The sequence below is a fragment of the Sorangium sp. So ce1504 genome (assembly GCF_051521635.1).
Taxonomy (GTDB): Bacteria; Myxococcota_A; Polyangia; order Polyangiales; family Polyangiaceae; genus Sorangium; species Sorangium cellulosum_B.
Genome location: NZ_CP150365.1, coordinates 652,300 through 664,831, shown reverse-complemented (window position 1 = coordinate 664,831; position 12,532 = coordinate 652,300). Strand labels below are relative to the sequence as shown.

General features: G+C 72.9%; 8 protein-coding genes. 5 read left to right on the top strand and 3 right to left on the bottom strand.

The features are described 5' to 3' along the window. Positions 1–44 precede the first annotated feature (44 nt). Complete coding sequence (locus tag WMF39_RS02490) at positions 45–344, top strand: CsbD family protein (RefSeq protein ID WP_437743953.1); 300 nt, start codon at positions 45–47, stop codon at positions 342–344. A gap of 128 nt (positions 345–472) precedes the next feature. Here WMF39_RS02490 and WMF39_RS02485 read toward each other — a convergent pair whose 3' ends face one another. Next, on the bottom strand, positions 473–1,840 hold the full coding sequence (locus tag WMF39_RS02485; RefSeq protein WP_437743952.1) for a sigma 54-interacting transcriptional regulator: 1,368 nt from the start codon (positions 1,838–1,840) through the stop codon (positions 473–475). Positions 1,841–2,229: 389 nt separating this feature from the next. Between WMF39_RS02485 and WMF39_RS02480 the strand changes: the two genes are divergently transcribed. From WMF39_RS02480 to WMF39_RS02470, 3 genes are read left to right on the top strand one after another with little or no spacing between them, the layout of a single operon-like run. Then, positions 2,230–3,615: a cystathionine beta-synthase gene (locus tag WMF39_RS02480; RefSeq protein ID WP_437743951.1), complete on the top strand. Its 1,386-nt coding sequence runs from the start codon at positions 2,230–2,232 to the stop codon at positions 3,613–3,615. 34 nt (positions 3,616–3,649) lie between these two features. Then, entirely contained in the window at positions 3,650–3,919 is a 270-nt protein-coding gene (locus WMF39_RS02475) for an acyl carrier protein (RefSeq protein ID WP_437743950.1), read from the top strand. Positions 3,920–3,929: 10 nt separating this feature from the next. Next, a complete protein-coding gene (locus tag WMF39_RS02470; protein WP_437743949.1) occupies positions 3,930–5,450 on the top strand; it encodes an AMP-binding protein in 1,521 nt (506 codons plus the stop codon). 155 nt (positions 5,451–5,605) lie between these two features. On the opposite strand, the gene WMF39_RS02465 is transcribed toward WMF39_RS02470, so the two are convergent. Further along, on the bottom strand, positions 5,606–6,772 hold the full coding sequence (locus tag WMF39_RS02465) for a hypothetical protein (protein ID WP_437743948.1): 1,167 nt from the start codon (positions 6,770–6,772) through the stop codon (positions 5,606–5,608). A 327-nt stretch (positions 6,773–7,099) separates the two neighbouring features. After that, complete coding sequence (locus tag WMF39_RS02460; protein ID WP_437743947.1) at positions 7,100–7,624, bottom strand: hypothetical protein; 525 nt, start codon at positions 7,622–7,624, stop codon at positions 7,100–7,102. A gap of 702 nt (positions 7,625–8,326) precedes the next feature. Here WMF39_RS02460 and WMF39_RS02455 point away from each other — a divergent pair. Continuing rightward, positions 8,327–12,286, top strand: a complete 3,960-nt coding sequence (locus WMF39_RS02455) for a serine/threonine-protein kinase (RefSeq protein WP_437743946.1) — start codon at positions 8,327–8,329, stop codon at positions 12,284–12,286. The last annotated feature ends 246 nt before the right edge of the window (positions 12,287–12,532 follow it).

Genomic DNA, 12,532 nt, shown 5'->3' with positions numbered 1-12,532 from the left:
GCCGCAGAGAGGCTCTGCGGAGGCCACGCCACGAGGAGGATGCAATGAGCGACGCAAGCGATCGCAATGAAGGGGCCGCCGAAGAGATGGGCGGCAAGATCAAGAAGGGCCTCGGCCAGCTGCTCGGCGACGAGCAGATGGAAGCGGAGGGCCGCGCCAAGGAGCTCCGAGGAAAGGTACAAAAGGAGGACGCCAAGGCGGAGGAGCGCGCGAAGGGCGCGGTCGAAGAGGCCGCCGGCGCGATCAAGAACCGAGTCGGCAAGCTGGTCGATAACGAGCAGATGGCCGCCGAAGGGAAGGCCAAGGAGCTCAAGGGAGAGAACCGCCAGAAGGCCAATCAGTAACCAGCGAGAGGGCGCGCCCTGGCGCCGCCCGCCGGAGGTCCGGCGGGGCGGGCCGCCTCCGGCGCCGCCCTAGCCGCTCACCAGGCGCGCGCGCGGCCGTCTCCGGTGCTGGCCCGCGGGCCCGGCCGTCACGCCTCCGTCGCCGAGACGCCGTGCCGCTGGAGGAGCTCGCGCAGGTGGCTGCGGTCCATCCGCGCCGCGCGGGCCGCGCGCGAGAGGTTGCCGCCGTTCGCGCGCACGAGCGCCGTGAGGAACGTGCGCTCCCAGCGCGCCACGGCGCGCTCCTTCGCCTCGCGGAACGACAGGCTGAGCTCGTCGTCCCGGGGCGCCGGGAGCGCCGGGGCGCCGCTGTCCACCCCCTCGGAGCCCATCACGGCTTCGCGGAACAGCGCGGGATCGATCATCAGCACCGCGCGCTCCACCGCGCCGCGGAGCTCGCGGACGTTGCCCGGCCAGTCCTGCCGCATGAAGGCCTCCAGCAGCTCGCCGGGGGGGCTCTGGTCCTGCCCTTGCGCGAGCTGCCGGTAGAAATGCGCGGTGAGCATCGCGATGTCGTCGGGGCGCTCGCGCAGCGCGGGGACGCGGAGGCGGACGATGTTGAGCCGGTAGTAGAGATCCGACCGGAAATTTCCGCGGTTCACCTCCTGGCGGAGATCGCGGTTGGTCGTCGCGATGACCCGGATATCGAGCTTGGTCGGCTCGATCGTGCCGATGCGACGGATCTGCCGCTCCTCGAGCACGCGCAGGAGCTTCGGCTGCATGTCGAGCGGGAGCTCGCCCATCTCGTCGAGCAGCACGGTGCCGCCCCGCGCCGCCTCGAAGGCGCCGGCGCGCGCCGCCTGCGCGCCCGTGAACGCCCCCTTCGCGTGCCCGAAGAGCTCGGCCTCGATGAGCGTCGGCGGGATGGATCCGCAGTCGATCACGACGAACGGCCCCCCAGCGCGCGGGCTGCTCTCGTGGATCGCCTCGGCGAGCAGGCCCTTGCCCGTGCCCGTCTCGCCCTCGATCAGCACCGTCGAGTCCGACGCGGCGATCCGCGGCAGCGCCCCGAAGATGCGGCGCATCGCGGCGCTCTGCCCGAGCACCCGGCCGTACCGCTCCTCGTCGCCGAGCGGCTCGCGGATCTCCTCGGCCAGCGGCTCGAAGCGGAGCGTGGACTGCCCGACCCCGAGCAAGGCGCCCGGCAGGAGATAGGCCGCCTCGACGCGGAAGCCGGAGAGGGTCGTGCCGTTCTTGCTGCCGAGATCGCGGAGAAAGAACCCCCGCGGGGTGACCGAGATCACGCAATGGTGCCGCGACACCGCCCGGTCGGTGAGGATGAGCTGGTTGCCGGGCGCCGTGCCGATCACGAACTCCGTCGCGTCCGACGTCTGGGACGCCCCTGCGTCCGGGCCGGCGGTCACCTGCACGCGGAAGCGGCTGAACGCGATCTCCTTGGAGCGGACCTTGAGGAGCGCCGTCTCGGCGCTCGGGTGGATCTTCGGCTCGGACGCCATTTCGCCAGTCTACCACAGGGAGCGCGGCGCGAGATCGCCCGCCGGTCCGCTCGCCCCGGCGCGCGCAGCAGCGCCGCGTGGCGTTGACGTCAGCGCGCCAGCGCCGCGCCCCGGCGGCTCGCGCCGGAGAGCTCTGGCTCGCCGCCGTCAGGGCCTTTGAATCCGTGACGATAACGTGCCGGATAGGGGCAGTGTGGACCCCCATCGTAAACACAATTTCTTTTGCTTTCTCTTCTAGGAAGGATAGGAAGGATGGCCGACGGCCGGGCCCGGCAGTCACGGCAGGCGCGCGCGCTCGCCAGCGCTGTGGCGAGCCCGCCTCTCGCGGCGCCGCCGCGCGCGCGGACTCCCCTTGTCGCTGCGGCGCGCGGCGGCTAAGAGGTCTCCCCATGATGCGAGGCGCGCGCAGCGATATCACGAAGGCCGTCGGCGACACGCCGATCGTCAAGCTGAACCGGGTCACCGAGGGGCTCGAGAGCGACATCTATGTGAAGTGCGAGTACCTGAACCCGGGCGGCAGCCACAAGGATCGGGTCGCGCTGAACATGATCCGCGACGCCGAGGCGAACGGGCTCAAGCCCGGCGGGACGATCGTCGAGGCGACCAGCGGCAACACGGGCGCCGCGCTCGCGATGGTCGCGGCCATCCGGGGATACAAGTGCGTCTTCGTCATGCCGGACAAGATGTCGCAGGAGAAGATCGCGACGCTGCGCGCGTATGGCGCCCGCGTCGTGGTCTGTCCCACCGCCGTCGAGCCCGACGACCCGCGCAGCTACTACCAGGTGGCCAAGCGCATCGCCGACGAGACGCCGAACTGCTTCTACGCGAACCAGTACCACAACCCGTCGAACCCCGAGGCCCACGTCCAATCCACCGGCCCCGAGATCTGGGCGCAGTGCGGCGACGAGCTCGACGTCTTCGTCGCCGGCATGGGGACAGGGGGCACCCTGAGCGGCATTGGCAAGTTCCTCAAGGAGAGGAAGCCAGAGATCAAGATGGTCGGCGTCGACCCGGTCGGCTCGCTCTATTACGATTACGTGAAGACCCAGCGGATCACGAAGCCGTTTGCCTACAAGGTCGAGGGGATCGGCGAGGATTTCTTCCCGAGCACGATGAACCTCAAGATCATCGACGAGATCATCCGGGTCGACGACAAGGAGTGCTTCCTCATGACGCGGGACCTCGTGCGGCTCGAGGGCCTCTTCGTGGGCGGCTCCGGGGGCGCGGCGGTGGCCGGCGCGATCAAGTATGCGCGGCAGAGCGGGAAGAAGGAGAACATCCTCGTTCTTTTGCCCGACAGCGCGTCCAAGTACATCTCGAAGATCTTCAATGACGACTGGATGCGAGAGAACGGCTTCCTCGAGGAGGACAAGGGCCTCGGGACGGTGCGCGACCTGCTCGCCGTCAAGCCCAGCGGGGCGGTGGTCACCGCCGACGCGAACGCCCGGGTCCGCGAGGTCATCGACATGATGAAATCGCACGGGATAAGCCAGCTCCCGGTGACCCAGGACGGCAAGCTGCGCGGGATGGTCCACGAGATCGACCTGCTCCGGCACCTCGTGACGGGGAGCGGCACGCTCGACTCGAGCATCGGCGGGCTCGTCGAGAGCGACTATGCGACCGTGACGCCCGCGACGAAGGTCGAGCTCCTGAAGGGCGTCCTGAGCGACGCGAAGATCGCGCTCGTCGTCGACAAGGAGACGGTGCTCGGCGTCGTGTCCAAGATCGACCTCATCGACTATCTTGCCCGCAAGGCGACGCCGGCCATCGGCTGAGCGCCCGAGCTCCGGCTGGAAAGGGACCATTGCGGTGACCTACGATCTCGACACGGTGCGGCGCGCGCTGCACGAGCATATCGCGAAGGAGATCCTGCTGCGCAAGGCGCCGCTCGCCCTGGACGAGGATCTCTTCGCGGGCGGGTCCGGCTTCGACTCGATGTCGCTGACGCGGGTGCTCGTGTTCATCGAGCAGCGCTTCGGCGTGCGGATCCCGGACGAGGAGGTGGACCTCGACGCGGTGTCGACCGTGGACAGCATGGCGCGCTTCGTCGCCGGCCGCATCGCGGCCGCGCAGGGCTAGCGGGGAGCGGGTGGCCGGCACGTTCCGCCTGCGCGCCGAGGACCTGGCCGCGCGCGGCGACGCCGTCGCGCTCGCGTCGCGCGGCGCCGCGATGACCTACGCCGAGCTCGCGGCGCGCGCGGCGGCCGTGGGCGCGGCGCTCGGCGGGGCGGGCGTGCGCCCGGGCGACCGGGTGGCGCTGCTCTCGCTGGGCCGGGCGCACGACGAGCCGGTGGCGCTCGCCGGGGTGCTCACGGCCGGCGCCGTGGCGGTCCCGCTCGACGCGACCGCGCCGCCGGCGCGGCTCGGGCGGATCGCGCGGGCCCGGGGGTGCCGGGCGCTCGTGCTCGACGCCGCGGCCGCGGGCCTCGCGGCCGGCATCGACGCCGAGCTCCGCGGGGGCCTGCCGCGCGTGGAGCTCGACGCCGAGGGGCGCACGCTGCGCGGGGCCGCGCGCGCCGGTGCGGACGGCGACGACGGGACGAGCGACGGCGGCGCCCGCGACGACCGCGCGCAGGACGTCGCGTGCATCCTGCACACGTCGGGCAGCACGGGCGAGCCGAAGCCGGTCCCCATCACGTGGGCGGGGCTCGATGCGTTCACGGCCTTCTGCATCGACCTCGTCGGGCTCACGCCGGCGGATCGGGTCCTCCGCGTGGCCGAGCTCGTCTTCGATCTCGCCTGGTTCGACCACCTCGCGACGTTCCGCGCGGGCGCGACGCTCGCGACGATGGCGCGGCGCGACCTCGCCTCGGGCCGCGCGCTCCGCGACGCGGTGAGCGCGCTCGCGCCGACGGTCATCTACGGTGTGCCGTCGATGTTCATGAAGCTCATCGCGGCGCTCCCCGCGGCGGACGCGGGCGCGCCGGCGCCGGCTTTCGCGCTCTCGCCCGTGCGCGCCATCCTCTTCGCCGGCGAGGTCTTCCCGCCGCGCGAGCTCGCGGCCCTGGCGGCGCGGGCGCCCGGCGCGGCGCTCTACAACCTCTACGGCCCGACCGAGACGAACGTCTGCACGTTCCACCGGGTCGACCGCGCGGCGCTCGACGGGGCGAGCGAGGTCCCGATCGGCGTCGCGTGCCCCTACGCCGACTGCACGCTGCGCGCGCTGGACGCGGGCGGCGAGAGCGGCCAGGTCATCGAGGGCCCCGGGACGGGCGAGCTCGTGGTCTCGGGGCCGACGACCGTGGACGGCGGCCCGTACCGGACCCGCGACCGGGTGGAGCGCAAGGCCGACGGGCTCTTCTACTTCCGCGGCCGCATCGACCGGATGGTGAAGATCCGGGGTTATCGGGTCGAGCCGGGCGAGGTCGAGGCCGCGCTGGCGTCGCACCCCGCCGTGCGCCAGGCCGCGGTGATCGCCGTGGAGGACGCGCGCCTCGGCAAGACGCTGCGCGGCTTCGTCGCCCTCGCAGGGGACGCGGACGATCGCTCGCTCAGGCTGTACCTAGCGGAGCGGCTGCCCCCGTACATGGTCCCGGACACGATCGTCGCGATGGACGAGCTGCCGCGGACCTCGACGGGGAAGATCGATTATCGCGCGCTCCCCGGGTGAGCGCGCTCGGGTGGTCATCGAGGTGCCGTTCCACTCACCTCCGTTGAGCTTTATGCCATCGAGCTTCACGCCCTCGCCCCCATCGCGCCGCGGAGCACGCCGCGTCGCTGGGATTGCGGCGGTGACAGGCGCGCCCGTCACCGCCGCGCGTCGCATCAATGTGCCCCGATCTTGGCGCCCGCGCTCGCGCGGGCCGACGCCGACGCCTTGAAGCTCGGCTTGGGGATCGAGATCTTCGGCGCCTTGATCTGCACGTTCACGCTCGGCGGCGTCACGCGGACGCTCGGCGCCTTGACGTGCACGTTGGCCTTCGCGTTGGCCCTGGCAGCGGCGCCGGCCCCCGCGTGGACGTGGACCTTCGGGTCGATGTCGGCCTTCGCCTTCAGGTCGGCGTTCGCGAGCGCGTGGACGCGCGCGTCCCAGTCGGTCTTCACGCGCACCTTCACGCGCGGGGCGCGCGCGTGGACGGCGAACGCCGCCCCGGCTCGGTAGCCGCACAGGGCCACCGCCGAGCGACCCGCGTTCCGCACCGCGATGGTCAGCTTCAGCGGATCGGCGGCGAGCGCGAGCTTGCCGGTCAGGTACGCCCCCGCGGCCACCCCCGCCGCCGCGGTCGCGGCCACGTCCGCGGTCGCGACCGCCGGAGCGAGGACGACCACCTGCGGCGCCTCGGCCACCACGCCGAGCGTGATCTTGCGCTCGCCGAGGTCGATGGGCTTCAGGTCGGCGTCGAGCACATAGACGCGGACCTCGCCTGTCACCTCGTCGACCAGGAGCTCGAGGCGGTCGTCCCCCACGATCTCGATGCGCCCGCCGTGCGGGCCGAGCTTGCCCTCCGGCAGCCCGAGCTCCGCCGATGCCTTGGCGTTGGCGAAGAGCTCGGCGGTGCCGCCGGCGGGCACGTGCAGCGTCCCGTTCCACGGCTTGCCGGCGACGTTGAGCGTGTAGCCGATCTCGGTGAGATCCGCCTCCAGCTTGGGGCCGGCGGCGACCAGGAGGCCGGTCTTCGCGTCGAGCGTGAGCGGCACGCTCTTCTCCCCGGAAGCGTCCTTCCACACCAGCGTGCCGCTGACGTCCTCGCGGATCGGCTTGCCGTCCGGACCCGTGACCGCGGCCTTGACGTTCCCGTCGGCAGCGACATTGAAGGCGGCCTTGCCGCTCTCGTGCTCCTCGACGTAAGCGCCTTCGCCGATCGCCGATTCGGCGGTGGCGGTCACCTCGACCGTCGCGTTCGCCTCAGCCGGCTGCTCGCCCTTGCCGCAAGCAGCCGCGGCGGCGATCAGCAGCAGGGCGAGCACTCCGGAAACCTTGGTGATCTTCATGAAATCCTCCTCTGTGCCAGCGAACCCTCGGCGCGAGCCGCGACTTCGCTTGAGCCGAGACGCCGAGGGTTGAACCTCCCCGGGCGCGCCGGCTGCGGAGCCCATCATACGCCGAGATGCCCTGGAAGGCGCGGACGAGCACGAATATCGGTAGGAATCAAAAGATCCAGGGAAACAGAGGTAGGACAATGGCACTCACGGCCGCCAAGCGGCCGTGTCGTGCCTACCGGCGATTCGTTCAGGCAGCGAGCCGTGCGTCCACGTTGAGCGCGATGATCGATGATCGATCGCCGATGATGGGTGGCCGCCCGCGCCCCGGCGCCGTGTTCAGGGGCTCTCGGCGCCCTGATCTCCGCCCACGTCCAGGATCTGCGGGCACTTGCGCGCCACCGCATCACACTCCGGAGGAGCCGTCTCGAGCGAGCTCAGCGCCGAGTCGCACGTGAGCGCCCGGACCCGCTGCGTCTGGGCGAGCAAGCAGACCTCGTACTCGGCCACCGTGGCGGAGCAGCCGGCGCGGTGCTCGGTCGGAGGCATGCAATCCGCTGCGTGGTCGTCCTGCTCCGCGGCCGCCTCGTCGGCCGTGGAGAGGCACTCGTCCTTCACCGTGCCGCACGGCTGCCCGACGGCGGGAGACGCGACGAGGCCCAGGTACTCACAGGCATCTTCCTTGGAGAGCTTCACCCTCGCCGCGAGCGAATCGCAGGCGGATTGGACGTCATCGGCCGTCAGATCCCTGAGCTGCTTGGAGCTCACGGCGCTGTCCGTCGGGGCGGAATCTGCACCTTCGCCGCCGCACGCAGCGAGGAACAGGACGGTCAACAAGGCCCCGAGATGAGTCGAATGCTTCATTCGTTGGTTCCCTTTCTAAGTGCGGCCGCCAGCGCGGGCCGTGAGTGCACCGGGAGCAAACCGTGTACCGCGAGCTCAGCTGTGCACGATGGGATCGCACGGCACGGTCGAAGCTCGATGAAACGGGACAACGACATCGGAGATGTCGAATCCACCAAGCGGGGAAAGCAGACGATCCCCGGCGGTCCGCTCGCCGCGAGAGACCGAGACGTCCCCGCCCGAGCGCCGCGCGGCTCGGCTCGCCTCGACATCGCGTCTCGACATGCGGCGACGACCGCGGCGGCAGAGCGCGCCTCCGCAGAGTCCCGGGTTCACCGTGTCTCGCGCGGCGCTGGCGTCCAGAGGGCGGCCGCGCGCCGGCGCTCCCTCCGTGCACGCGCCGCGCGGCCGCGCGGCGCGACGACGGCACGGCGCCGCGCGACGGCGCCTCGAGACGCGCCGCGCCTCCGCCCCGGCGCGAGCCTCGATAGCCACGCTCCGCTGGCTCATGTGTAGTCGCCTGTCGGTGCGGCAGCCCCGCCGCGCGGCGTTCGTGCGATGAGCTGGCCTCCACACAGACCTGTTGTACGGTCGGCCGCGCCGTGACATCATCGCGCGCCGTCGGGTGGATGTACTCAGCTCCAGCGTGGATGTCGGGAAGCCGCTTTTGACCTACCACCTGGGGCGAATCCAGGCCCGGGCCAAGGGTGCGTCGGTCCCTCGATGATCACGACGCCGAGCTCGGGACAGGCCAGGCACCCTCCGGATGTCCCGGTGTCCATCGGGCCGTGGCGGGTGCTCGCGCCGCTCGGCCGCGGCGGGATGGGGGTCGTCTACCGCGCTCAGCACGGCGTCACGGGCGCGCTCGCGGCGCTGAAGACCGTCTGCGTGGGCGACGAGAGCCTCGTCTCCAGCATCCGCCGCGAGATCCACGCGCTCCGGGGCGTCGAGCACCCGGGCGTCGTGCGGGTGCTCGACGAGGGGGTCCAGGGCGGGATCCCGTGGTACGCGATGGAGCTGATCGAGGGGCGCACGCTCCGCGATCACAACCAGGAGCGCTGGCGCGCCCGCGGGAGCGTGAGCAGCGAGCCGACCGTGAGCGTCTCCACGGCCATGAACGCGCAGGCCAGCACCGCGACGGCGGAGATCGCGCCCGCCTCGATCATCCCGCGCTCGTACCAGCCCTTCGCGCCGCGCCCGTTCCACCGCGCGGCGGGCGGCGCGCTCCGCCAGGCGCTGACGCTCCTCCGCGCGATCTGCCGGCCGCTCGCGTACGTCCACGGCCGGGGCCTCGTCCACCGCGATCTCAAGCCGGACAACGTGTTCATCCGCCCGGACGGCACGCCGGTGCTCTTCGACTTCGGCCTCGCTTTCCAGTTCGAGGGGCACACCGGGCGCGACGTGCTGCAGGCGGGCGGCAGGCTGATGGGAAGCCCCGACTACATGTCCCCCGAGCAGATCCGCGGCGACCTCGTCGACGCGCGCGCGGACCTCTACGCGCTCGGCTGCATGATCTACGAGGCCGTGACCGGGGGCGTCCCGTTCCTCGGCGACTCGAGCTCCGTCGTGCTGTCCATGCACCTCTACGCCGAGCCGCTCCCGGCCTCGGAGCTCGTCGCCGACGTGCCTCCCGCGCTCGACGCCCTCATCGCGCGGCTCCTGAAGAAGCGCCCCGAGGACCGGCTCGGCTACGCCGACGAGGTCGCGACCGCCCTCGCCGAGCTCGGCGCGGCCGACACGCCGCCGCGCGACTGGAGCGGCGCGGCGCGCGCGCGCGTGCGCGTGCCGAACGCGCAGCCGTACCTGTACCGGCCGCGCCTCGCCGGGCGCGGGGAGGCGCTGCAGCAGATCACCGCGGCGCTCGAGCGCGCCCACGAGCGGCGCCAGGGCAGCCTCGTCGTCGTCGGCGGCGAGAGCGGCGTGGGCAAGACGCGCCTCGCCGTCGAGGCGGCGCACCAGGCGGCGCTCAACCGCATGGCCGTGGTCACGGGCGCGTGCGCGGCCGTGTCCGCCGAGGTCGAGCGCGAGGGCGCGGTTAAGGCCGCGCCGCTGCACCCGTTCCGCCCGCTGCTGCTCGCGGTGGCCGACCGGTGCAACGAGCTCGGCCCCGCGGGCTACGACGCGCTGCTCGGTCCGCGCGGCAGGGTCCTCGCGCCGCACGAGCCGTCGCTCGCCCAGCTCCACGGCCACGACCGCTACCCCGAGCCGCCCGAGCTGCCGCCGGACGCGGCCCGCTACCGGCTGCGGACCGCGCTCGCCGACACGCTCGCCGCGTTCGCCGCGACGCGGCCCGTCCTGCTCGTGCTCGACGACCTCCAGTGGGCCGACGAGAACTCGCGCGCCGTCCTCGAGCACCTCGACGCCGACTACTTCGCGGCCCATCCCGTCGTCCTCCTGTGCGCGTACCGGACCGAGGAGACGTCGCCCGCGCTCTCCTCGCTCCTCGGCGCCCCCTGGGCCTCGCGGCTCGAGCTCGGGCGGCTCGACCGCGGCTCGGTCGGGCGGATGGTGCGCGACATGCTCGCCCTGGACGAGCCGCCGGAGGCATTCGTGCAGTACCTCTTCGAGCAGTCGGAGGGGAACCCGTTCTTCATCGCCGAGTACCTCCGGGCCGCGATCCAGGAGCGGGTGATCTACCGGGACGAGGCCTACGCGTGGCGGATCCGCGCGGGCGCCGAGGGCGCCGCCGCAGAGCGGCTCGCCCGCGCCGCGCGCGGGAGCCAGCCGCCCGCGCCGCTGCCGCTGCCGGGCTCGCTGCGCGAGCTCGTGGCGCGCCGGCTGTCGGGGCTGAGCCACGAGGCGCTCGCGCTCGCGCGGCTCGCCTCGGTGCTGGGCCGCGAGCTCGAGGAGCGCCTGCTGCTCGGCGCCGCGGGCCTCGCCGAGGTCGACGCCATGGACGCGCTCGCGGAGCTCGCCCGCCGCCACGTGCTCGAGGAGACGGAGCCGGGGCGGCTCGGCTTCGTGCACGACAAGCTGCGGGAGATCGTCTACGCGGGCATCCCCGAGTCGGAGCGGCGGGCCCTGCACGCCGCCGCGGCGCGCGCGATCGAGGGGCGCCACCGCGACGCGCCGGGCCTCGCGCTGTCGTACCCGCTCCTCGCCCACCACTATGGAATCGCGGGCGCCGTCCAGGAGACGCTGGAGTACCTCGACAAGGCGGGCGCCCAGGCCCTCGCGACGGGCGCCTCCGGCGACGCGGTGGATTTTTACAAGAGGGCGCTCGACCTCGACGGCGCGCACCCGCCGGAGGAGCGCGCGCCGCCGATCCGGCGCGCGCGCTGGGAGCGGCGGCTCGGCCAGGCCCACTACAACCTCGGCGATCTGCTCGGCGCGGAGCGGCACTGCGCGGCGGCGCTGGAGCTGCTCTCCCGGGACGAGGCCGCGTGGCTCCGCGCGGGGGAGCGCGCGGCGAGCGGCCGCGCGGGCCTCGGGGAGCGGCTGCGCCCGGCGATGGCCTCGCTGAAGCAGCTCGGCCTGCAGCTCGCGCACGTCGCTGGCCTGCCGGCCCCGGTCGCGAGCGACGCGGCCGAGCGCGAGCGCCTCGCCGAGGCGTCGCTCGCGACGGAGAAGCTGTCGGAGACCTACCTGTTCCGCAACGAGCCGACGCTCGCCTTCCTGGCCGCGCTGGCGGCGACCAACGCCGCGGCGCGGCTCGGCCCGTCGCTCGCGCTCGCGCGCGGGTACGCGACCCTGAGCGTCGCGTTCGGGTACGTCCCGTGGAAGGCCGTCGTCGACGCGTACGCCGCGCGCGCGACGGCGGTCGCCGCGGCGCTCGACGACCCGCAAGGCGTCGCGTTCGTCTCGTGCCTGCGCGGGCTGACGGCGCTCGGCGAGGGCCGGTGCCGCGACGCGCGGGCGCTGCTCACCCAGGCCGAGCGGCTGGCCGAGGCGCTGCACGACCGCCGACGCAAGGAGGAGTGCATCACGCTGCTCGCCGGCGCGGCGTACTCCGAGGGCCGCTGGAGGGAGGCGCTCGACCTGTACGGCGCGCTGGTGATCGCGTCGCGCGAGAGCGACAACGCGCAGGGCCACATCTGGGCGGAGAGCGGCCGCGCGCAGTGCCGGCTGCTGCTCGGCGACGGCGAGGGCGCGATCGCCATCTTCGACGCGCTGTCAGCCGAGGTGCAGCGGCTCGGCGACCGCACGCAGCAGATCACGCACGGCCAGGTCGCGCTGGGGCACCTGCTCCGCGGCGCGCAGGGCGAGGCCCGCGCGGCCGCCGAGCGGACGCTCCCCATGCTCCGCGAGGGACAGCCGGCGGGCTACCACTGCCTGTACGGGTACGCCGCGACGTGCGAGGTGCTGCTCGCGCTGCTCGAGGACGCCCCTGGCTCGGCGGAGCGGCGCGAGCTCTCGCACCTCTCCGCGGAGGCATGCCGCGCGCTCGGCCGGTACGCGCGCATCTTCCCCCTCGGCCGCTCGACCTCGCTCCGCCTGCGCGGCCTCGCCGCCTGGCTCGCCGGCGGCCACGCGCGTGCGAGGCGGCTCTGGGCCGCGGCGATCGACGACGCCCTGCAGCGCGGCCTGCCCGTCGAGGAGGCGCGCGCCCGCTTCGAGCTCGCGCGGCACCTCCCGCGCCGCGATCCGGAGCGCGAGCGCCAGATCGCGCGCGCCGCCGCGGTCTTCTCCGCGCTCGATCTCCAGTACTGGCGCGACCGGGTAGCCCGGCTGCGCGAGCGCTAGGACCTCGCGTCCCGGACGAAGAACACAAAAAAGAGCGCCCATTCGACGGCGGGGGAAGCCGTCACGGGCGCTCTGCCCTTCAGCTTTAGCAGGACTCTAGCAGGACACGGGCCAGGGCCCGACCTTGCTCGATTCATGGAATTGACCTTAAGGATGTTCCTGACGTCTTTCGAACCTGAGATTCTCGATTGCAGGTCTGAACACGATGAATGCGCGGGGACGCGGCTCGATCTCCTCTGTCTGGAG